The sequence below is a fragment of the Escherichia sp. XD33 genome (assembly GCF_019375075.1).
GTDB classification, from domain to species: domain Bacteria; phylum Pseudomonadota; class Gammaproteobacteria; order Enterobacterales; family Enterobacteriaceae; genus Enterobacter; species Enterobacter flexneri_A.
The window spans coordinates 23898-46915 of record NZ_JAENDM010000019.1 but is presented as its reverse complement, the minus strand read 5'-3'; the positions used below and the strand labels follow the sequence as shown (position 1 = coordinate 46915).

The following is a 23018-nucleotide window of genomic DNA, read 5'->3' as shown; positions in this document are numbered from 1 at the left end:
GGGTTTAGTGAACGTAGTTAAAAATAAAAGGCATCACAGTGGTGAATAATGCCGCTTTCGGCCAGGCCGGATTAATCGCCGTCAATTCAGCGCGAGCAGACTCATATTGCGCAACCTCCCCGAGTCCCGCGGACGCCAGCATCGCCACCATCAGGCATTTTTCTTTATGCTGCTGTTGTAAATCGCCATACAGCGATAACAGGTCAGGTTGTGAAACAGCAAAGAAATCCGCCTCAATACTGGTTTTCGCCATCTCTTGCGCCCACTGTTTCATTTCACTAAACAGTTGCTGTGCGGTTTGCTGTTCACCCAGCAGTCGCAGCGCCATTCCTTGCCAGAAGAGATAATCAACCGGCTGATCGTTGTAATAACTGTGGATGTTAATGGTGCGATCGCCGGTCGCCGCCAGACGTAAACAACGCATCGCTTCAGTTTCATCGCCCTGCGCGTTGGCGCATATCGCCTGCCAGAACCAGATGTCGTTATCAGTTTGCCCCGGTAAACGGCCTTCGCTTAAATTCTCCGGATAATGCAGCGCGGCATGAAGCAGTTCGCTGGCCTGCTGCGGCTCTCTGGCATCAAGATGCTGCCAGGCGCGTAATAACTGGTTGAGGATAAACTGACTGGTGACCTTCCCTTCCCCGCCTTCCCACGGGTGGAATTTACGCGTGGCGAGAATGTCCGCCGCTTTGTCTGCCTGACCCGTGAGATGCCACAAATTGAGCAGTTCTGCGGTCATGTCGTCGCGTTTCAGCGCAATTTCCAGATTATTTTCCAGACGCGCCAGTCGTTTCTCCGGTGTGGCTCCACTTAACTTATCAAGCAAATCCCGTTCGAAAAGCAGACGTGCATCCTGCGGCGCAAGCTGATAAGCATTATCAAGATAACGCGCGGCCAGCTCATCATCGTGTTGCTTATTCCACGCATGGATCGCTAACCCGCGCCAGCCGTCGGCAAACTCCGGCGACATCTCTACGCAACGTTGCCAAAAGGCAATGGCTTTGTTGTAGCTACGTTTGTTGTAGTAGAAGCAGGCCAGTAAATGGCGAGCAAACCAGCACTCTTCAATACTCTCCAGCGCCGCCACTTCTTCCAGCGTATTCGGGAAACGGACAAACTGCGGGAAGACATCAATGGCTTTTGCGACCAGTTCGCCACGTTCGGCTTTCGGCAGCAAGCTGGCTTGCAGGTAAAGCGGCAGCGTGCGCTGGCAGTCCAGTGCGTTCAGCATCTCTGCCGCCAGGGTGGGCATTCCCCAGTTAATCAGTTGCCCGGCGGTCATCAGGGCGTTAACGTCGCGTCCCTGACACAGACCGCGCCACTGCGCGAGGGCTGATTCGCTACGACCATCGAACCAGTTCAGCCACCACAGAGTGGCGTTCAGCGGATAATCGCGCAGCAGTTTCTCGCGCTGCACACGCGCGTTGTCCTGACGACCACTTAACACCAGCAGCAGATTATGCAGGCAAAGCACTTCCTGATTGGTTGGGCAGGCGCGAAGACTTTGTTGGCAAAAATCCAGACCAGCGTCGAAGTTACCATTACGCGCCGCCAGTCGTGCCAGGCCATAATAGCCACCGGCTTTGCTGTTGCCGCTCCAGACCGCACGCCAGAAATCCTCTTCGGCTTGTTGATATTGTCCCTGACGTTCGTAAGCACTGGCGCGAATCAAACTCGCCTGTCCGCACTGCGGATTTTTGTTCAGCGCATGTGCGCGTTTCAGAGCCTGAGTGGCATACGCCACCGCTTGCGGGAAATCTGCGCGGTTATATTCCAGCATCGCCAGCGCCAGGTTACAGCGGTAATCCAGCGGATCCAGCGCCACGCCGCGCAGGTAGTAATCGAACGGTGAACGGCTGGCGTGATGATATTGCTCCAGATGCTGACCGATAAACCAGGCTTCATCTGTACTGGTAATGTCTTGTGCTGCCAGTGGCGCTTTGGCGACGTCCGGCAACGGCAACTCTTGCGGCTGATGTTCCTGATAACTCAGTACAATATTGCCGTCGGCATCGGAGAGCTCAATGGTCAGCCTTTCAGGATTGATACCGTGCAACACGCCCTGGATGGCGGTCGCAGGCATCAGTGCCACGGCATCATCAAGTAACGCGTTGCATTTGCCGATTTCGCGGATCGCCAGGCGGTATCCGTTCAACGGAGAGATGGCATAAAGCCCCCACTCAATCCCCCGCTCACTACGCTGGAGTTTTATCACCGCATCGCGGGAGGCATTTTGCACCATGCCCAAAGAATGATAAGGCAGGAAATACTGCTCAAAACGCTTCTCTTCGTAAGCATCAAGCCAGGTAAAATCAGGCTGGTTATCGGCAAAAATACCGGTCATCAGTTCGATATACGGGCCGTTATTGTCGGTCAGACTCTTATCCCACGCCTGGCCAAATTCACTGTGTCCCCAGCTCCACTGCTTTTTACCTGGCGCAATATGGTGGTTGGCAACGTGTAGCAAACCACCATCTTCATCGTGACACCACGCGCCAACAAAATCGTACTGTGATTTTTCAGCCATATATGAGGTTGGAACGGGCACATTTTTATAGCGAGAAATGTCCACTCCAGCGGAGTAGTCCACTTTGTAGTAAGTGCCGGTGGCGATGGGGAAAGCGGAGACGGCCCGTTTGCCGTGATCAAACACCGCAGTCACATCCGGCGGGAAAACGCTCTGATGCCCTTCCCCCCCTTTCACTGCCGGGTTGGCCCACCACAAGAAATGACGCGGCGTGGCGTTGCCGTTATAGACGCGGCTGGCGATTTCCAGCGCCGCCCGGTCAGGGCGCAGGGTGAAACCTGTCATCACCTGTAAACCATGCATCGGCTCCGTTTCGCCGACCCACACCGTCTGTGCGCCGTCTTCATGGGCTTCGAGGGTGAAATCAACGGGCATAAAGGTGGTCGGGCGATGGTGTTGCGGCCAGTTAAACTCAATCCCGCCAGAGATCCACGGTCCCAGCAGCCCCACCAGCGCAGGTTTAATGACTTCATTGTGATAGACAAAATCGCGCTGTTTCACTTTATCCCATGCGCGATGCACCCGACCGCCCAGTTCCGGCAGGATCATCACTTTGATGTAGTCGTTTTCCAGCCACACCGCCTGCCAGGATTTCAGGGTTTTCTGCTCGCTCAGCGTATCGGTCACGCCGTAGGGATAAACCGCGCCGGACGATCCCTGATAAACGCGATTTTCCAGGAACATAGGATGTATATCCTGCGGCCCGGTTTCATAGGTCGGGATCTCAACGCGCTCTTGCCACACTTTTACTGGAGTCATGGTGCCCTCAATATTAACAAGACATACTGAATTAAAAGATTTGTGGCAGTGTATTGAACAATCTGGCAATGTTTTCGCGGAATAATCACGCAATTAACTAAACAAGGTTTAGTGAAGATGAGAGCCTGCATTAACAATCAACAGATCCGCCACCATAACAAATGCGTGATTCTGGAACTGCTGTACCGGCAAAAGCGCGCCAATAAATCAACGCTGGCCCGGCTGGCGCAAATTTCGATTCCGGCGGTCAGTAATATTTTGCAGGAACTGGAAAGCGAAAAACGGGTGGTGAATATCGACGATAAAAGTCAGACGCGCGGGCATAGTAGCGGTACATGGCTGATTGCGCCGGAAGGTGACTGGACGCTGTGCCTGAACGTGACGCCCACCAGTATTGAGTGTCAGGTTGCTAATGCTTGTTTAAGTCCGAAAGGCGAGTTTGAGTATTTACAGATTGATGCACCGACGCCGCAGGCGCTGCTGTCCGAAATCGAAAAATGCTGGCATCGCCACCGTAAATTGTGGCCGGACCGCACCATCAATCTGGCGCTGGCAATCCACGGTCAGGTTGATCCTGTGACCGGCGTGTCGCAAACCATGCCGCAAGCGCCGTGGACAACGCCGGTGGAGGTGAAATATCTGCTGGAAGAGAAGCTCGGCATTCGGGTGATGGTCGATAATGACTGCGTGATGCTGGCGCTGGCGGAGAAATGGCAAAATAATTCGCAGGAACGGGATTTCTGCGTGATCAACGTTGATTACGGCATTGGCTCGTCGTTCGTGATTAACGAGCAAATTTATCGCGGCAGTTTGTATGGTAGCGGACAGATTGGTCACACCATCGTTAATCCGGATGGCGTCGTCTGCGACTGTGGACGTTACGGCTGCCTGGAAACCGTCGCCTCGTTAAGTGCATTAAAAAAACAGGCGCGGGTATGGCTAAAATCACAACCGGTTAATACTCAGCTTGATCCTGAAAAACTGACAACCGCGCAGTTAATCGCTGCCTGGCAGAGTGGAGAACCGTGGATCACCAGCTGGGTTGATCGCTCTGCCAATGCCATTGGTTTGAGTCTGTATAACTTCCTCAACATCCTCAATATTAATCAGATTTGGTTGTACGGTCGCAGTTGTGCCTTTGGTGAGAACTGGCTTAATACTATTATTCGCCAGACAGGATTTAACCCGTTCGACCGCGACGAAGGACCGAGCGTGAAAGCGACGCAAATTGGCTTTGGGCAATTAAGCCGCGCCCAACAGGTGCTGGGAATTGGCTATTTGTATGTTGAGGCGCAGTTACGACAGATTTGATGGCGCGATAACGTAGAAAGGCTTCCCGAAGGAAGCCTTGATGATCATAAACGAAAAATTGCCTGATGCGCTACGCTTATCAGGCCTACACGGAGATTGCAATATATTGAATTTGCAAGATTTTGTAGGCCTGAGAAGGTGTTCATGCCGCATCCAACATGAACAACGAGCACATTGTCAGCAAATCACCGTTTCGCTTATGCGTAAACCGGGTAACGTGCGCAGATGTCGAGAACTTTACCTTTGATGCGCTCGATAACGGCTTCATCATTGATGCTGTCCAGCACGTCACACATCCAGCCAGCCAGTTCTTTCGCTTCGGCTTCTTTAAAGCCGCGACGGGTAATCGCCGGAGTACCCACGCGAATACCGGAGGTCACAAACGGGCTCTTCGGATCGTTCGGTACGCTGTTTTTGTTGACGGTGATGTTAGCACGGCCCAGAGCGGCGTCTGCTTCTTTACCGGTCAGGTTTTTATCAACCAGATCAACCAGGAACAGGTGGTTATCAGTGCCGCCGGAAACCACTTTGTAGCCGCGTTCCAGGAACACTTCTACCATCGCTTTAGCGTTTTTAGCGACCTGCTGCTGGTAAGTTTTGAACTCAGGCTCCATCGCTTCTTTCAGAGCAACCGCTTTACCAGCGATTACGTGCATCAACGGACCGCCCTGACCACCAGGGAAAACGGCAGAGTTCAGTTTTTTGTACAGCTCTTCGCTACCACCTTTCGCCAGGATCAGACCGCCGCGCGGACCCGCCAGGGTTTTGTGAGTGGTGGTAGTAACAACGTGAGCATGAGGAACCGGGTTCGGGTAGACGCCAGCAGCAACCAGGCCCGCAACGTGCGCCATATCAACGAACAGGTAAGCACCGATGCTGTCAGCGATTTCACGCATTTTCGCCCAGTCCACCACGCCGGAATATGCAGAGAAACCACCGATAATCATTTTCGGCTTGTGTTCTTTGGCTTGTTTTTCCAGATCGGCGTAGTCGATATGACCGGTAGCATCGATACCGTAAGGAACGATGTTGTACAGTTTACCGGAGAAGTTAACCGGAGAACCGTGAGTCAGGTGACCGCCATGCGCCAGGTTCATACCCAGAACGGTATCACCTGGTTCCAGCAGCGCGGTGTAGACCGCAAAGTTAGCCTGGGAGCCGGAGTGCGGCTGGACGTTAGCGTAGTCAGCGCCGAACAGTTCTTTCGCACGATCGATCGCCAGTTGTTCAACGATATCAACATACTCGCAACCGCCGTAGTAGCGTTTGCCCGGATAACCTTCAGCATATTTGTTGGTCAGCTGAGAACCCTGCGCCTGCATTACGCGCGGGCTGGTGTAGTTTTCGGAGGCGATCAGTTCGATGTGCTCTTCCTGACGTACTTTTTCCTGCTCCATAGCCTGCCACAGTTCGGCATCATAATCGGCAATGTTCATTTCACGCTTTAACATCCGCATCTCCTGACTCAGCTAACAATAAAATTTTTGGCCTTTATAGGCGGTCCTGTTGGACAACGGCGAACAGTATAACCGAATCATTGTGCGATAACAGGTCTTGACAAAGGAATTTACGCAAACGATTACCTTCAGGCTACGCAAGGCTTTGGAGAATAAAGAGCTTGCAACCGGAAACGGATTTCTTTTCAGGTTTGTGATGCAAATTTTTCACTTCATCACATTCTTTCTGAAAAACACCAAAGAACCATTTACATTGCAGGGCTATTTTTTATAAGATGCATTTGAGATACATCAATTAAGATGCAAAAAAAGGAAGACCATATGCTTGACGCTCAAACCATCGCTACAGTAAAAGCCACCATCCCTTTACTGGTGGAAACGGGGCCAAAGTTAACCGCCCATTTCTACGACCGTATGTTTACTCATAACCCAGAACTCAAAGAAATTTTTAACATGAGTAACCAGCGTAATGGCGATCAACGTGAAGCCCTGTTTAACGCTATTGCCGCCTACGCCAGTAATATTGAAAACCTGCCTGCGCTGCTGCCAGCGGTAGAAAAAATCGCGCAGAAGCACACCAGTTTCCAGATCAAACCGGAACAGTACAACATCGTCGGCGAACACCTGTTGGCGACGCTGGACGAAATGTTCAGCCCGGGGCAGGAAGTGCTGGACGCTTGGGGTAAAGCCTATGGTGTACTGGCTAATGTATTTATCAATCGCGAGGCGGAAATCTATAACGAAAACGCCAGCAAAGCCGGTGGTTGGGAAGGTACTCGCGATTTCCGCATTGTGGCTAAAACACCGCGCAGCGCGCTTATCACCAGCTTCGAACTGGAGCCGGTCGACGGTGGCGCAGTGGCAGAATACCGTCCGGGGCAATATCTCGGCGTCTGGCTGAAACCGGAAGGTTTCCCGCATCAGGAAATTCGTCAGTACTCTTTGACTCGCAAACCGGATGGCAAAGGCTATCGTATTGCGGTGAAACGCGAAGAGGGTGGGCAGGTATCCAACTGGTTGCACAATCACGCCAATGTTGGCGATGTCGTGAAACTGGTCGCTCCGGCAGGTGATTTCTTTATGGCTGTCGCAGATGACACACCAGTGACGTTAATCTCTGCCGGTGTTGGTCAAACGCCAATGCTGGCAATGCTCGACACGCTGGCAAAAGCAGGCCACACAGCACAAGTGAACTGGTTCCATGCGGCAGAAAATGGCGATGTTCACGCCTTTGCCGATGAAGTTAAGGAACTGGGGCAGTCACTGCCGCGCTTTACCGCGCACACCTGGTATCGTCAGCCGAGCGAAGCCGATCGCGCTAAAGGTCAGTTTGATAGCGAAGGTCTGATGGATTTGAGCAAACTGGAAGGTGCGTTCAGCGATCCGACAATGCAGTTCTATCTCTGCGGCCCGGTTGGCTTCATGCAGTTTACCGCGAAACAGTTAGTGGATCTGGGCGTGAAGCAGGAAAACATTCATTACGAATGCTTTGGCCCGCATAAGGTGCTGTAATTTGATGTTGCCGGATGGAAACATCCGGCAACCCTTGACGCGGTTTAAATTGCCGCGTCGTCCTCTTCACCGGTACGGATGCGAATGACCCGTGCCACGTCAAAGACGAAGATTTTACCGTCACCGATTTTGCCGGTTTGCGCCGTGCGAATAATGGTATCGACACAGATATCGACAATGTCGTCCGGTACGACAATCTCAATTTTCACTTTCGGCAGAAAATCCACCATATACTCCGCGCCGCGGTACAGCTCGGTATGGCCTTTCTGGCGGCCAAAACCTTTCACCTCAGTGACCGTCATGCCGGTAATGCCGACTTCAGCCAGTGCTTCGCGGACATCGTCCAGCTTGAAGGGTTTTATAATCGCATCAATCTTTTTCATGCTATTCCTTGAAAAGGTCGCCTGTCTTTTGATCTGCTAAACGTAACACATAACGCCAATTCATTCCTTGAAATCGTTTGCATCCAGCTCGTGTCGGGAAAGCAGTTTATAAAATTCTGTCCGGTTGCGCCCCGCCATTCTCGCCGCGTGGGTGACGTTGCCTTTGGTAATTTGCAGCAGCTTACGCAAATAGTTGAGTTCAAACTGATTACGTGCCTCAACAAAGGTTGGCAGCGCCGTGTTTTCACCCTCCAGCGCCTGCTCTACTAATGCATCGCTAATAACCGGAGATGAGGTCAGCGCCACGCACTGTTCAATCACGTTGACCAACTGGCGCACATTACCCGGCCAGCTAGCGGTCATCAGGCGTTTCATCGCATCAGTGGAGAACGCGCGGACAAACGGTTTATGTCGCTCTGCCGCCTGGCGCAACAGGTGATTTGCCAGAAGCGGAATGTCTTCTGTGCGCTCTGCCAGAGCCGGAATTTTCAGGCTGACAACGTTGAGGCGGTAATAGAGATCTTCGCGGAATTCCCCGCGCGCCATCGCTTTTGGCAGATCACGGTGAGTGGCAGAAATAATCCGCACATTGATATCAATATCGCGGTTACTGCCCAGCGGGCGCACTTTACGCTCCTGCAACACGCGCAGCAGTTTGACCTGTAACGGCGCAGGCATATCGCCAATTTCATCGAGAAATAGCGTTCCGCCTTCCGCCGCCTGGAATAAACCTTCGCGATTGCTGACAGCGCCAGTAAACGCGCCACGCGCATGACCAAACAGCTCCGACTCCAGCAATTGCTCGGGCAATGCGCCACAGTTAATAGCAATAAATGGTTTGCTGTTGCGCGGGCTGGCGTTGTGGATAGCCTGGGCGAAAATCTCTTTCCCGGTGCCGCTCTGACCGTTAATCAAAACGCTGACGTCTGATTGCGCCACCAGCCGCGCCTGTTCCAGCAAACGCAGCATCAGCGGGCTGCGGGTGACAATTGCCTCGCGCCAGCGTTCATCGGTGGCTGGCGCGGATTGCTCCAGCGCATCGTCAATTGCCTGATATAGCGCGTCTTTGTCGACAGGCTTGGTGAGGAAACTAAAAACGCCCTGCTGTGTTGCAGCAACGGCATCGGGGATAGAACCATGCGCAGTAAGAATAATTACTGGCATTCCCGGCTGCACTTTCTGGATTTCAGCAAATAGCTGCATACCGTCCATTTCATCCATCCGCAGGTCGCTGATAACTAAATCTACTTTTTCGCGATTCAGTACCCGTAATCCTTCAGCGCCACTTTCCGCCGTGACCACACTGTAGCCTTCGCTGGTCAGGCGCAGGCCAAGCAGTTTCAGCAATCCCGGATCGTCATCGACCAATAATAAATGCGCAGGTTTATGGCTCATCAGGAGTGACCTCATGGGTGGATGGCGCGGGCTTTTCACTCTCGTGCGGCGTATCCGGCGAGAAATTTCCAGCCGGTTTGCGGGTCGAGAGCTGGCGTTCAATATCGGTCAGGTTTTCCAGCTTGCGGGTGGTGAGTTCCAGTTGCTGCTGTAGAACGTGATGTTGCTGGCGCAATGTATCCAGCTCGCTGTCGCTGGACTGCTGGAGTTTACTGTAACGTTGGCGCTCTTCCGCCAGTTGCAGTTGCAGCGCCTGACCGTCGCGCCAGAGTTGATACAGTGGGCGAACCTGTGCCGGAATCTCGGTACTTAACGCTTCAATACGCGCGACCAGCTGGCGGCGCTCATACGGCGTAATTTTGGCGTCGGCGAGCAAAATCCCTTGTTTAAAGGTATTTTGCCAGCTGCCGTCGTCATATTGGCGAGCTTGCTGACGCGACTGCGCAGGCATTAAACGATCAGCACAATCCATCGCCCGCAGCCAGTAAAGCGGATTGGTTTCGGTTGATTTACCTTGCAGCGCCCAGATGTCGCTACATTCAGTAGAAAGATAGTCAGCCAGTTGATAAACCGGAATTTTTTCTTCTGCTGGCGTATCAATGGCTGGCTTATTGTGATTCTGCACGCAACCCAGCAATGCCAGACATGGCAGCCCTGCCAGCCACAGCCGTCGGGGCAATAATCGTTGAAAAATGTGTCGCATATTCACCAGACTTAAAGCCTATCCCAGTGGGCGTAATTGTTGCAGACAGTCTGGACATGGACAGCGCGGAGAAACCGGAGCGTACATATCGTACGTGAAGATTTCGAGCACTGCCCGGGGCCGAACTGACAAATAAAATAGCCTGATAGGATAGGCTGTTAGCATTATTTCGTGTTTTTCGACGACGGTAATTCAATGCGGAAACAAACGTCTTGCCCGCTCTCGTCGACCAGATACAGTTCCCCTTGCATACGGCGAATACAATCCCTGGCAATGCTTAATCCCAGACCGCTGCCCTTCACCGCCCCTTTTCGCTGGTGGCTTCCCTGAAAAAAGGGTTCGAAGATCATGGCGCGTTCCTCTTGCGGAATGGGCGTGCCTGTATTGATGACATCAATATAAACCCGCGCACCATGTGAACTGCTGCGAAGGCAAATGTTACCGGATTCAGCCCCGTAGTGCACCGCATTGGAGTAAAGATTATCCAGTACGCTCATCAGCAGCATTGGCTCCGCCAGGCAAGCTGTTGCTTTGAGATCGACGTCGGTATGCATCATTTTAGCCCGTGCGGGCAGGCTATGAGCAGAAACCACTGTCTCCACCAGCGGTGCTAACTCAACATTCTCCAGTTCCACCGCACTGTCCGCCTGTTTACGGTTGTAATCAAGCAGTTGTTCGATCAGTTTTTGCAAATTGCGGCTGCTGCTATCAAGAATGCTCACCACCTCTTTTTGCTCTGGCGTAAGCGGCCCGACAACCTGGTCAGCCAGTAATTCAGTGCCCTCGCGCATACTCGCCAGTGGCGTTTTTAATTCATGAGATAAATGTCTTAAAAATTGATGGCGTTGGGATTCCAGCCATGACAGGCGCTCACTTAACCAAAGAATACGTTGCCCAACCGAGCGTAACTCGCTCGGTCCACTGAACGAGACGCTATTGCCCAGAGAACGCCCTTCCCCCAGACGGTTGATCATGCGCTCGATATTTTTCACCGGCCCGATAATCATCCGCGTGAAAAGCAGTACCATTACCAGACTCACCAGAAATAGCACCAGCGATTGCCAACCAAAATATTGCCCACGTTCGGCGATTTCACGCTGAAGCTGCTGCCCACGAGAGAACACCACTGTGCGCGTGGCCTGTACCATTTCGGTATTGGCACTGGCAAAGGCTTCAAGACGTGCGGCGGCGGCAGCATCGGGACCGCTGTTGTTACACTGAAGTTGAGCCAGATTGTGCAAATCCTGACGTAATGCCTGGTAGAGTTTATCGTCCGGCAGCACGCCTGCGTGGGCATCGAGCATTTCGCTGTAACGCTTGCGCTGGCTTTGATAAACCTTCGCCAGGGTTGGGTCGTCCAGCACGCAATACTGACGGTAACTACGCTCCATCTCCAGCGCCGCGTTGGTCATCGCTTCACTGCGCCGGGCATCAATAAGCGTAGTGCGGTTAACCAGCGCCGCCTGATCGCTAAGCGCATTCAGGCTTTGCCAGGCTTGCCATGCCAGCACCAACAGGGGCAGCAGAATCAGCAAAAATGCCAGCATTACCAGTTGTCGTAATGAGCGGGGAAAAACGGGCCAGCGTTTCAAGGTGTTACTCTCGTCAGACGCGAATAGCCTGATGCTAACCGAGGGGAAGTTCAGATACAACAAAGCCGGGAATTACCCGGCTTTGTTATGGAATAAGGCGGTGCCTAACTCGACGTTTCGCCCGATGGTTGATATAGCTACGCTGATATCAGAAGTTGGACGGCAGGCACCTTGTTGTGCGTCATTCGTATTTTATGTAGCACGTCCCGAAGGGGCTGACATAAGTCGGTGAATGAGCCACTGGTTACTATTATGCAGTAACTGTGCCAATAAAGAAAATAGTTTGGTAACGTACTGATTATACGTTGCTTTGAGGGGTTTATGTCTCCTCCGCTGTTTGAATGTAAATCAGCCACTGTGTCGCTAAAAAGAGACAACTTAAGATAAACTTATTAGATAATATTAAAATCAATGAGTTAAGTGTCGCCAGAAAGCGACACGGCAAACCACCCATTGTCGTGATTTACAGACACAAAAAAGCTCCCGGAGTTGGGAGCTTATGATAGTGGTTGGTGCTTAATGCCGCATCCGGGCTGCAAAACCAATGGGCTGACGACTTACCCCAACTGCTTACGCGCATTGCGGAAAATGCGCATCCATGGGCCATCCTCGCCCCAGTTTTCCGGATGCCAGGAGTTGCTGACAGTACGGAAAACACGTTCCGGGTGCGGCATCATAATGGTGACTCGACCACTTTCAGTCGTGACTGCCGTAATACCGTTCGGTGAACCGTTCGGGTTAGCCGGGTAGGTTTCAGTGACTTTGCCGAAGTTATCGACATAGCGCAGTGCCACCAGCCCTTTGCTTTCCAGTGCCGCCAGATGCGCCGCATCACGCACTTCCACGCGCCCTTCACCATGAGAGACAGCAATCGGCATTTGCGAGCCCACCATCCCCTGCAACAGCAGAGACGGGCTTTGGGTTACTTCAACCAGGCTGAAACGCGCTTCAAAGCGATCGGAGGTATTGCGCACAAAACGTGGCCACAACTCACTACCTGGGATCAGTTCACGCAGATTAGACATCATCTGGCAACCGTTACATACCCCCAGCGCCAGCGTTTGCGGACGGTGGAAGAAGGTTGCAAACTCATCGCGTACACGGTCATTGAACAGGATTGACTTCGCCCAACCTTCACCGGCACCCAGCACATCACCGTAGGAGAAACCACCGCACGCGACCAGGGCGTGGAAATCTTCCAGGCCCGTGCGTCCGGTCAGCAGGTCACTCATATGCACGTCGATAGCATCAAAGCCTGCACGGTGGAAAGCTGCCGCCATTTCAACATGCGAGTTCACGCCCTGCTCACGCAGTACGGCAACTTTCGGACGTGCGCCAGTGGCAATATACGGTGCTGCCACATCTTCGTTGATATCGAACGACAGTTTTACATTCAGGCCCGGATCGGCGTCGTTAGATTTCGCCTGATGCTCCTGATCGGCACACTCCGGGTTGTCACGCAGGCGCTGCATCTGCCAGGTAGTTTCTGCCCACCAGACACGCAACGTGGTGCGGCTTTCGCTGAATACAGTCTGCCCGTTGGCGGTAATCACAAAACGGTCACCGGAAACCGCCTGCCCTACATAATGGACACAATCAGCAAGCCCATGCTGTGCCAGTACGGACTCGACCGCTTCACGGTCAGCGGCACGAACCTGAATCACCGCACCCAGTTCTTCGTTAAACAACGCCGCCAGGCGATCGTCACCCAGAGTGGCGATATCCGCGTCAATGCCACAATGACCAGCAAAGGCCATTTCCGCCAGCGTTACCAGCAGGCCGCCATCAGAGCGGTCGTGATACGCCAGCAGCTTACGCTGTGCAACCAGCGCCTGAATCGCGTCATAGAAGCCTTTCAGTTGCGCGACATCGCGTACATCTGCCGGTTTGTCGCCAAGCTGACGATAAACCTGCGCCAGCGCCGTTGCGCCCAGCGCGTTATTGCCTTTGCCCAAATCAATCAGCAGCAGTGCGTTATCTTCGGTAGAAAGCTGCGGCGTGATGGTGTGACGTACATCTTCCACGCGGGCAAATGCAGAAATCACCAGCGACAGCGGCGACGTCATTTCGCGCTCTTCGTTACCTTCCTGCCAGCGGGTTTTCATCGACATGGAGTCTTTACCCACCGGGATCGTCAGGCCCAGCGCCGGACAAAGCTCTTCGCCCACGGCTTTAACGGCTTCATACAGGCCCGCATCTTCACCAGGGTGGCCTGCCGCCGCCATCCAGTTGGCGGAAAGTTTGATGCGTTTGATATCGCCAATTTGTGTTGCGGCGATGTTGGTTAACGCTTCACCGACCGCCAGACGGGCAGAGGCGGCGAAATCCAGCAGCGCAACCGGCGCACGCTCGCCAATCGCCATCGCTTCACCGTAGTAGCTGTCGAGGCTGGCGGTAGTGACCGCGCAGTTAGCGACCGGCACCTGCCACGGCCCCACCATCTGATCGCGCGCTACCATGCCGGTTACGCTGCGGTCGCCAATGGTCACCAGGAAGGTTTTTTCCGCCACAGTCGGCAGATGCAGCACACGTTTCACCGCGTCTGCAATGGTGATCCCTTCACGGGCCAGCGCGTCGCCTTTCGCTTTCAGCGTTTGTACATCGCGGGTCATCTTCGGCGTTTTACCAAGCAGGACGTCCAGCGGCAGATCGATCGGCTGATTATCAAAATGACGATCGTGCAGAGAAAGATGCAGTTCTTCGGTCGCTTCACCAATCACAGCGTAGGGTGCGCGCTCACGCTTACACAGCTCGTCAAACAGCGGTAATTGATCAGCAGCAACCGCCAGCACGTAGCGTTCCTGGGATTCGTTACACCAGATTTCCAGCGGGCTCATGCCCGGTTCGTCGCTCAGGATATCGCGCAGTTCGAATTTACCGCCGCGCCCGCCGTCGCTCACCAGTTCCGGCATGGCGTTAGAAAGACCGCCCGCACCGACGTCGTGGATAAACAGAATTGGGTTAGCATCACCAAGCTGCCAGCAACGGTCGATTACTTCCTGGCAACGACGCTCCATCTCCGGGTTGTCGCGCTGTACGGAAGCAAAGTCGAGGTCGGCATCAGACTGACCTGACGCCATGGAAGACGCCGCTCCGCCGCCAAGACCGATGTTCATTGCCGGGCCGCCGAGAACGACCAGCTTCGCACCGACGTTGATCTCGCCTTTTTGTACGTGATCGGCGCGAATGTTGCCGATCCCGCCCGCCAGCATGATCGGTTTGTGATAACCGCGCAGCTCTTCGCCGTTGTGGCTGTTCACTTTTTCTTCATAAGTACGGAAGTAGCCATTCAGTGCCGGACGACCAAATTCGTTGTTAAACGCCGCGCCGCCCAGCGGGCCTTCGGTCATGATGTCCAGCGCGGTGACAATGCGCTCAGGCTTACCGAAATCTTCTTCCCACGGCTGTTCGAAGCCAGGAATTCGCAGGTTGGAAACGGAGAAACCAACCAGACCAGCCTTCGGCTTCGCACCGCGTCCGGTGGCGCCTTCATCACGAATTTCGCCGCCGGAACCCGTCGCCGCGCCCGGCCACGGAGAAATCGCCGTCGGGTGGTTGTGAGTTTCGACTTTCATCAGAATATGCGCCGGTTCCTGATGGAAATCGTAGCGGCCCGTTTCGTGGTCAGCAAAGTAGCGGCCCACTTCAGAACCTTCCATTACGGCGGCGTTATCTTTATAAGCAGAGAGAACGTGATCTGGCGTGGTTTCGAAAGTATTTTTGATCATCCTGAACAGCGATTTCGGCTGCTGTTCACCGTCGATAATCCAGTCGGCATTAAAAATTTTGTGGCGGCAGTGCTCAGAGTTCGCCTGAGCGAACATATACAGCTCGATGTCGTTCGGGTTACGACCAAGCTTTGTGAAAGCATCCTGCAGATAGTCAATTTCATCTTCCGCCAGAGCCAAGCCAAGACGCAGGTTAGCGTCGATCAGCGCCTGACGGCCCTGCCCCAGCAAATCAACGCTGGTAACCGGAGTCGGTTGATGGTGGGCAAACAACTGCTCTGCATCATCTAAAGCAAAAAAGACCGTTTCCATCATGCGGTCGTGCAGTTCAGCGGTAACCTGCTGCCATTGTTCATTGGTCAGCGTACCGGCTTCTATATAGTAAGCAACGCCGCGCTCAAGGCGGTTTACCTGTTGTAGCCCGCAGTTATGGGCAATATCGGTCGCTTTCGAAGACCAGGGAGAGATGGTGCCAGGACGCGGGGTCACCAGCAGGAGTTTGCCTTGCGGGGCGTGGCTGGCGAGTGCCGGACCATATTTCAGCAGGCGTTCAAGTTGTGCGTGCTCATCATCGTTTAACGGCGCATTGAGGTCAGCAAAATGGACATACTCGGCGTAAATATTGTGAACCGGGAGCCTGGCAGCCTGAAAACGTGCCAGCAGTTTGTTGATTCGGAATGCCGACAGTGCAGGCGAACCACGCAGAATTTCCATCATAAGTCTCTCGTCTTCTAAGCTTTCGGTGTACCCAAGGGGGGGAAACGGGCGTCATTATAAAGAATCTGATGCGCTGACGAAACCGTTTGCGTGGAAATAAAATCACCATCGTGAATTAGCAACGCGTGCCGCCAATGGCTGTAATAAGTTGCCATCTGGCGCAGGTTTACGCAAAATGCCGCTCATTTATGAGTAAACCTTTCACTATTATTACGTTTTTTCAAGCTGGGACGCGCACGACACAGAGAATTAACTAATTGAAAAAATTAAAGATTAATTATCTGTTCATCGGCATTCTGGCACTGCTGCTCGCGGTCGCTCTCTGGCCATCTATTCCCTGGTTTGGTAAAGCCGACAACCGTATCGCCGCCATTCAAGCGCGGGGAGAGTTGCGTGTGAGCACCATTCATACTCCCCTGACTTATAACGAAATCAACGGGAAACCTTTTGGCCTGGATTACGAACTGGCGAAACAGTTTGCCGATTACCTCGGCGTAAAACTGAAAGTGACCGTGCGGCAGAATATCAGCCAGCTGTTTGACGACCTTGATAATGGTAACGCCGACCTGCTGGCGGCAGGACTTGTCTATAACAGTGAGCGGGTAAAAAATTATCAGCCTGGCCCTACCTATTATTCCGTGTCACAACAACTGGTTTATAAAGTGGGTCAGTATCGCCCACGTACGCTGGGCAACCTGACGGCGGAGCAACTCACCGTTGCACCGGGTCATGTGGTGGTTAACGATCTCCAGACCCTGAAAGAAACAAAATTCCCGGAATTAAGCTGGAAGGTAGACGACAAAAAAGGCTCTGCGGAATTAATGGAAGATGTCATCGAAGGAAAACTCGATTACACCATTGCTGATTCTGTCGCCATCAGCCTGTTTCAGCGCGTTCACCCGGAGCTCGCCGTAGCGCTCGATATCACCGATGAACAACCGGTGACTTGGTTTAGCCCGTTAGATGGCGATAATACCCTTTCCGCCGCCCTGCTCGACTTCTTCAACGAAATGAATGAAGACGGTACGCTGGCACGCATTGAAGAGAAATACCTGGGGCATGGCGATGATTTTGATTACGTCGATACGCGCACATTTTTACGCGCCGTCGATGCGGTACTGCCGCAGTTAAAGCCCCTGTTTGAGAAATACGCCGAAGAAATTGACTGGCGTTTGCTGGCCGCTATTGCTTATCAGGAATCGCACTGGGATGCACAGGCCACTTCACCGACGGGTGTGCGCGGCATGATGATGTTAACCAAAAATACCGCGCAAAGCCTCGGCATTACGGATCGTACCGATGCCGAACAGAGCATCAGCGGTGGCGTGCGTTATTTGCAGGATATGATGAGTAAAGTGCCGGAAAGTGTGCCGGAGAACGAGCGGATCTGGTTTGCCCTCGCTGCGTACAATATGGGCTATGCGCATATGCTGGATGCCCGCGCCCTGACGGCAAAAACCAAAGGGAATCCTGACAGTTGGGCTGACGTAAAACAGCGTCTGCCTTTACTTAGCCAGAAACCCTATTACAGCAAGCTGACTTACGGCTACGCTCGTGGACATGAAGCCTACGCTTATGTCGAAAATATTCGTAAGTATCAGATTAGCCTGGTGGGTTATCTGCAAGAGAAAGAGAAGCAGGCTACAGAAGCGGCGATGCAACTGGCGCAGGATTATCCGGCGGTATCGCCTACGGAGTTGGGCAAAGAGAAATTTCCTTTTCTCTCGTTTCTTTCCCAGTCGTCATCAAACTATTTGACCCATTCTCCCTCTCTGCTGTTTTCCAGGAAAGGGAGTGAAGAGAAACAAAATTAATCCGTCGAGGATTGCGCTTTTTTCTGCGCTTTAATTTCCTGGCGGCGCATGCGAAAGAAGTCACTGAGCAACGCCGCGCACTCATCCGCCAGTATTCCTTCCGTAATTTCCACTCGGTGATTCATACCCGGATGATGCAGCACATCCATTAAAGATCCCGCAGCGCCAGTTTTCGCGTCACGCGCACCAAAGACCACGCGACCAATGCGACTGTGGATCATCGCTCCGGCACACATTACACATGGTTCAAGCGTGACATACAACGTGGCGTCGATCAGACGATAATTTTGCATCACCAGACCACCCTGCCGCAGGGCCATGATTTCTGCATGTGCGGTGGGATCATGGCGACCAATCGGGCGGTTCCAGCCTTCGCCGATTACCCGATTGTTATGCACTAATACCGCGCCGACCGGCACTTCCCGCTCATCCCAGGCACGTTTCGCCAGCGTCAGCGCGTGACGCATCCAGTATTCGTGGCTAAATTCGACTTCAGACAAAAAGAAAACTCCGGTTATAAAAGCGCGGCGCATTATACACGGACGCTATGCTTTACTCTATTCCAGTTGCTGGAGTTCACCGCGCGGGGTTACTCGCCAACGATGCTGACAGAAATAAAGCAGCGGATTGTCCTGATTACTGTCGCTATAGCCACTGTACAGCCGCAGCGGAGTGCCGATTTTGCGCTCCAGTTGTGCGACCTTTTCATGTCCCAGACAACGCATCGTCAATACCCAACCACCATAGCCACACTGAATTTGGCTGGCGATAAGATTAACCCGCGGCAGCCAGGGCGTATCGAAATAAACCGCTTCAACCAGCGGCTGCGGAGAGCCGGTAATCAACCAGATATCAGCATCGGAACTTAACAGGTAGGTGGTTAATCGCTCCTGAACCAGCGGAAAGGCGGTAACATTGTCGCGAAACCAGCGCACGAAATCGGCCTGCAACGTCTGTAAACGTGCTTCGCTGTGACCAAAAGTGCACCCCCACAGAAGCAGACTCATCGGCCAGCGTGCCGCACGACCTTTTATCAATAACGCAATGGCTATAATCGGTAACAACGGCAGGACAAGTAACGCATTCAGCGGTTGGCGACGTAGTAAATAGCGCAGAAAACTGCCGAACATATCCTGCTGATGCAATGTTCCATCTAAGTCAAAAAACACCACACGACGCTCGTGAGTTGCCAAACCATACTCCTCTGGACTGAAACATCCTGATTAATTTTCGCTACTACATAGCCTAACAGATAGATCATCACTTTTCCGGCAACAATCGACCGCATCATGGCTAACTGGAATTTTTAATTCATGGCAATTAGCGGCAATGGAATATAAAATTCACTCGCGTGTGTCTCATATTGCCTGTTGTCGCCACTATTTCATCGCGAGGAAAGATATGAACGGCTTACTTCGTATCCGTCAGCGTTACCAGGGGCTTGCCCAGAGTGATAAAAAACTGGCGGATTATCTGCTGCTACAACCTGATACGGCGCGCCATTTAAGCTCTCAGCAACTGGCCAACGAAGCCGGAGTCAGTCAGTCCAGCGTCGTGAAGTTCGCGCAAAAACTCGGCTATAAAGGTTTTCCGGCGCTTAAGTTGGCGTTGAGTGAAGCGCTGGCAAGCCAGCCGGAATCACCCTCCGTGCCCATTCATAACCAAATCCGCGGTGATGATCCGTTACGGCTGGTCGGCGAAAAACTGATTAAAGAAAATACTGCCGCTATGTACGCAACGCTAAACGTTAATAGTGAAGAGAAACTGCATGAATGCGTAACAATGTTGCGCTCTGCGCGGCGGATAATTCTGACCGGTATTGGCGCTTCGGGTCTGGTGGCGCAAAACTTTGCCTGGAAGCTGATGAAGATTGGCTTCAATGCTGCCGCAGTGCGCGATATGCATGCGCTACTCGCAACAGTACAGGCGTCGTCCCCTGACGATCTGTTATTAGCCATTTCCTACACCGGTGTACGACGCGAGTTAAACCTGGCGGCAGATGAGATGCTGCGAGTGGGCGGAAAAGTGCTGGCGATTACCGGCTTTACTCCGAATGCCCTGCAACAGCGTGCTTCTCATTGCCTGTATACCATTGCCGAAGAACAAGCGACAAACAGTGCTTCAATCTCTGCTTGTCACGCTCAGGGAATGTTAACGGATTTGCTGTTCATTGCGCTGATTCAGCAGGATCTGGAACTGGCACCAGAACGTATTCGTCATAGTGAAGCGCTGGTGAAAAAACTGGTCTGAGTAAAGAATGCGCGTATAATGCCCGCCCGGTTTGTGTTGTTTTGAGAGTTTCCTTATGGCGTTGTTAATCACTAAAAAATGCATCAATTGTGATATGTGTGAACCCGAATGCCCGAATGAGGCGATTTCAATGGGAGATCATATCTACGAGATTAACAGCGATAAGTGTACCGAATGCGTAGGGCACTACGAGACACCAACCTGCCAGAAGGTGTGCCCGATCCCCAATACTATTGTGAAAGATCCGGCGCATGTCGAGACAGAAGAACAGTTGTGGGATAAATTTGTGCTGATGCACCACGCGGATAAAATTTAATATTCTACTCTGGAAGTAGAGTATTAATTATATTACTGGGAAGCCTTAACGCCATTATATTTATTTAATTGATGACATTAGCATAATCATTCACTAAGTTAATTTATATAGTATCTGCCCAGACACTTATTTATAGTTATTAAAGGTGCGTCCGACTGGTTCACCGGACGCACCTTAAGTACGTTTCCTTGTGTTATAAGAACAGAAGGATCAGCTGTAAAACAGCAATGATGATTTTGATGACCCGTTTAATCAGGTATCGGCAATCAGTCATTCGTTTTTCCTTAAACAAGGAATGCAGCCATTCAGATTAGCCCTTACATCTCCCCAAAACTGAACGTGCGAGTTATTGAGGGTGCATGCTGCACTCCACACCAGAGCTTTGACGACACCACTCGTTTCAATGGGGGAATTCTGTGGCATGGTGTAAAGCACAGCAAAATCTTCAATAACGAAGCCAATTTTAATGTACTTACGAATTAGCGGTCACGTTAATCTTTCCATCAATATTGCTTTCTTCGTAAAGGCTCGAGTTTTTATGCTAAAGATTGCAAGTTGCTTGTAAAAGATAAGTACACTGATCCATAATCGCTGTTGTTGAGGGTGCATGCTGCACAAAATTAAAGTTAAAAAGTAAAACCCCCGTTCCTTACCAGTTCGGGGGTTTTACTTTTTAAAGAGAACGGTATTATTTTTAACTTTCAATAATTACCGTGGCACAAGCATAGTGCCGCTCATCTGCCAGCGTTACATGCATATTTACAACGCCGAGCTTTTCCGCCAGTTTTAATGCCTCACCCCATAGCCGTAGCCGTGGTTTGCCGAGCTCATCATTGAATACTTCAAATTGATTAAACGCCAGACCATTGCGGATCCCGGTGCCAAACGCTTTTGCTGCGGCTTCTTTCACAGCAAAACGCTTCGCCAGAAAACGCACCGGCTGGTGGTGCGTTTTCCAGATTGCCCATTCGTTATCGCTTAATACGCGGCGTGCCAGGCGTTCACCGGATCGGGCGATCACTGCTTCTATGCGAGCGATCTCTACGATATCCGTGCCTAAACCTAATATTGCCATTAGCCACGCGCTTCCAGCATCAGACGCTTCATTTCTGCCACCGCATCTTTCAGTCCGGTCATCACTGCACGACCAATAATGGCATGACCGATATTCAGTTCATGCATCTCAGGGATGGCGGCAATAGCTTTCACGTTGTGATAGGTCAGACCGTGACCAGCGTTAACTTTCAGACCGAGACTAGCGGCAAAGGTCGCGGCTTTGGCGATACGCGCCAGCTCTTGCGCCTGTTCGGCGTCAGTTTTGGCATCAGCATAGCAACCGGTGTGGATCTCGATAAACGGTGCGCCAACCTCTGCCGCAGCTTTGATCTGCTCTTCATCGGCGTCGATAAAGAGAGAAACCTGGATCCCGGCATCTGCCAGACGTTTGCAGGCATCGCGCATTTTTTCACGCTGCCCTGCAACGTCCAGGCCGCCTTCGGTTGTTACTTCCTGACGCTTTTCCGGTACCAGGCAGCAAAAATGTGGCTTCGTCTCAACGGCGATCGCCAGCATCTCTTCGGTCACTGCCATCTCCAGATTCATACGGGTATCCAGCGTCTGACGCAGGATGCGCACGTCGCGGTCAGTAATGTGACGGCGATCTTCACGTAAATGCACGGTAATGCCGTCCGCTCCCGCCTGCTCGGCAATAAACGCCGCCTGCACCGGATCCGGGTAAGCAGTACCGCGTGCGTTACGCAGCGTTGCAATATGGTCAATGTTGACGCCTAACAGTAATTCAGCCATGACAATCCTCATCATTCATAATGTGTTTTCACCGTTCGCTTAGGCATAAACTGCCGGAACAGTTCCCTGCTCTTTAATGGTTTACCGCCAAGATACGGCTTAAGCGCCATGCGGGTAAAGCGTTTCGCGGCGCGTAGTGTGTCTGCGTCAGGAAATTCCCGCGCGTTTAACGCTTTTAACTGCCTTCCGGTGAACGTTTTATTGTCGATAACGACGCTTGCGATAAACCCTTTTTCTTCGCGATAACGATACGTCATGGTGTCATCTACCGGCTCGCCGCTACCCGCGCAATGGGTAAAATTGACGCCATAGCCCAGATGCCCGAGCAGTGCCAGTTCAAAGCGGCGCAGCGCGGGTTCTGGCGTACCAGTGGCACCTGCAAGAGACTGAATGCAGTGCAAGTAATCGAAAAAGAGTTCAGAGAAGCGCGTCTCGTATTCCAGTACGCGGGAGAGAAGTTCGTTGATGTACAGACCGCTGTAAAGCGTGATACCGCTTAATGGCAGCGCCAGCGAGACAGCTTCAGCACTGCGCAGCGTTTTGACTTCGCCACGCCCGCCAAAACGTAGCAAGAGAGGGGTGAAAGGCTGTAATGCACCTTTCAGAGTAGAGCGTTTAGAGCGTGCGCCTTTGGCAACCAGACGCACGCGACCCGATTCCTCCGTGAAGACGTCCAGCATCAGGCTGGTTTCGCTCCACGGGCGACTATGCAGGACAAATGCGCGCTGCCAGCCTTCCATCGGAGTGA

Annotated in this window: 18 protein-coding genes; 5 read left to right on the top strand and 13 right to left on the bottom strand. The window is 52.4% G+C overall.

Annotated features, from left to right (window positions below; genetic code table 11):
• Positions 1 to 4: 4 nt before the first annotated feature.
• A complete protein-coding gene (locus K0778_RS13105) occupies positions 5 to 3286 on the bottom strand; it encodes a DUF5107 domain-containing protein (protein ID WP_001556165.1) in 3282 nt (1093 codons plus the stop codon).
• Positions 3287 to 3403: 117 nt separating this feature from the next.
• Here K0778_RS13105 and K0778_RS13100 point away from each other — a divergent pair, with 117 nt between their 5' ends.
• Positions 3404 to 4597 (top strand): ROK family protein, encoded by a 1194-nt coding sequence (locus tag K0778_RS13100; RefSeq protein WP_001556166.1) that lies wholly within the window; start codon positions 3404 to 3406, stop codon positions 4595 to 4597.
• 197 nt (positions 4598 to 4794) lie between these two features.
• On the opposite strand, the gene glyA is transcribed toward K0778_RS13100, so the two are convergent.
• Positions 4795 to 6048, bottom strand: a complete 1254-nt coding sequence (glyA, locus tag K0778_RS13095; protein ID WP_000919159.1) for a serine hydroxymethyltransferase — start codon at positions 6046 to 6048, stop codon at positions 4795 to 4797.
• A gap of 327 nt (positions 6049 to 6375) precedes the next feature.
• Between glyA and hmpA the strand changes: the two genes are divergently transcribed.
• Positions 6376 to 7566: an NO-inducible flavohemoprotein gene (gene hmpA / locus K0778_RS13090; protein WP_000883122.1), complete on the top strand. Its 1191-nt coding sequence runs from the start codon at positions 6376 to 6378 to the stop codon at positions 7564 to 7566.
• 44 nt (positions 7567 to 7610) lie between these two features.
• On the opposite strand, the gene glnB is transcribed toward hmpA, so the two are convergent.
• The 5 genes from glnB to purL form a co-directional block, all read right to left on the bottom strand.
• On the bottom strand, positions 7611 to 7949 hold the full coding sequence (gene glnB / locus K0778_RS13085) for a nitrogen regulatory protein P-II (protein ID WP_000717691.1): 339 nt from the start codon (positions 7947 to 7949) through the stop codon (positions 7611 to 7613).
• 60 nt (positions 7950 to 8009) lie between these two features.
• The gene (gene glrR, locus K0778_RS13080; protein ID WP_001295369.1) at positions 8010 to 9344 is read right to left on the bottom strand and encodes a two-component system response regulator GlrR; all 1335 of its coding nucleotides are present in this window, start codon (positions 9342 to 9344) and stop codon (positions 8010 to 8012) included.
• Positions 9334 to 10047: a two-component system QseEF-associated lipoprotein QseG gene (gene qseG / locus K0778_RS13075; RefSeq protein WP_001215861.1), complete on the bottom strand. Its 714-nt coding sequence runs from the start codon at positions 10045 to 10047 to the stop codon at positions 9334 to 9336. The genes glrR and qseG overlap by 11 nt, the downstream gene beginning before the upstream one ends.
• Positions 10048 to 10211: 164 nt before the next feature.
• Positions 10212 to 11639: a two component system sensor histidine kinase QseE/GlrK gene (qseE, locus tag K0778_RS13070; RefSeq protein ID WP_024187693.1), complete on the bottom strand. Its 1428-nt coding sequence runs from the start codon at positions 11637 to 11639 to the stop codon at positions 10212 to 10214.
• Between the two features lie 557 nt (positions 11640 to 12196).
• Positions 12197 to 16084 (bottom strand): phosphoribosylformylglycinamidine synthase, encoded by a 3888-nt coding sequence (gene purL / locus K0778_RS13065; RefSeq protein ID WP_000970095.1) that lies wholly within the window; start codon positions 16082 to 16084, stop codon positions 12197 to 12199.
• A 257-nt stretch (positions 16085 to 16341) separates the two neighbouring features.
• On the opposite strand from purL, the gene mltF reads away from it, so the two are divergent.
• Positions 16342 to 17898 carry a membrane-bound lytic murein transglycosylase MltF gene (mltF, locus tag K0778_RS13060; RefSeq protein WP_000734212.1) on the top strand — a complete coding sequence of 519 codons (1557 nt, stop codon included), beginning with the start codon at positions 16342 to 16344 and terminating at the stop codon, positions 17896 to 17898.
• Here the strand turns inward: mltF and tadA are convergent.
• The gene (gene tadA / locus K0778_RS13055) at positions 17895 to 18398 is read right to left on the bottom strand and encodes a tRNA adenosine(34) deaminase TadA (protein WP_001297409.1); all 504 of its coding nucleotides are present in this window, start codon (positions 18396 to 18398) and stop codon (positions 17895 to 17897) included. The two genes, mltF and tadA, sit on opposite strands and share 4 nt — an antisense overlap.
• A gap of 57 nt (positions 18399 to 18455) precedes the next feature.
• The gene (yfhb, locus tag K0778_RS13050) at positions 18456 to 19091 is read right to left on the bottom strand and encodes a phosphatidylglycerophosphatase C (protein WP_063084668.1); all 636 of its coding nucleotides are present in this window, start codon (positions 19089 to 19091) and stop codon (positions 18456 to 18458) included.
• A 208-nt stretch (positions 19092 to 19299) separates the two neighbouring features.
• On the opposite strand from yfhb, the gene K0778_RS13045 reads away from it, so the two are divergent.
• Together K0778_RS13045 and yfhL are read left to right on the top strand one after the other, a co-directional pair.
• Entirely contained in the window at positions 19300 to 20148 is an 849-nt protein-coding gene (locus tag K0778_RS13045) for a MurR/RpiR family transcriptional regulator (protein ID WP_001013779.1), read from the top strand.
• A gap of 55 nt (positions 20149 to 20203) precedes the next feature.
• A complete protein-coding gene (gene yfhL, locus K0778_RS13040; RefSeq protein WP_001196283.1) occupies positions 20204 to 20464 on the top strand; it encodes a 4Fe-4S dicluster ferredoxin YfhL in 261 nt (86 codons plus the stop codon).
• Between the two features lie 193 nt (positions 20465 to 20657).
• Here yfhL and shoB read toward each other — a convergent pair whose 3' ends face one another.
• The 4 genes from shoB to recO all read right to left on the bottom strand — a co-directional run bounded on the left by shoB (position 20658) and on the right by recO (position 23010).
• Positions 20658 to 20738: a type I toxin-antitoxin system toxin ShoB gene (shoB, locus tag K0778_RS13035; protein WP_000128776.1), complete on the bottom strand. Its 81-nt coding sequence runs from the start codon at positions 20736 to 20738 to the stop codon at positions 20658 to 20660.
• 420 nt (positions 20739 to 21158) lie between these two features.
• Positions 21159 to 21539, bottom strand: a complete 381-nt coding sequence (acpS, locus tag K0778_RS13030; RefSeq protein WP_000986029.1) for a holo-ACP synthase — start codon at positions 21537 to 21539, stop codon at positions 21159 to 21161.
• Positions 21539 to 22270, bottom strand: a complete 732-nt coding sequence (gene pdxJ / locus K0778_RS13025; protein WP_001295365.1) for a pyridoxine 5'-phosphate synthase — start codon at positions 22268 to 22270, stop codon at positions 21539 to 21541. The genes acpS and pdxJ overlap by 1 nt, the downstream gene beginning before the upstream one ends.
• Before the next feature lie 11 nt (positions 22271 to 22281).
• On the bottom strand, positions 22282 to 23010 hold the full coding sequence (gene recO / locus K0778_RS13020; protein WP_000399393.1) for a DNA repair protein RecO: 729 nt from the start codon (positions 23008 to 23010) through the stop codon (positions 22282 to 22284).
• Between the last annotated feature and the right edge of the window lie 8 nt (positions 23011 to 23018).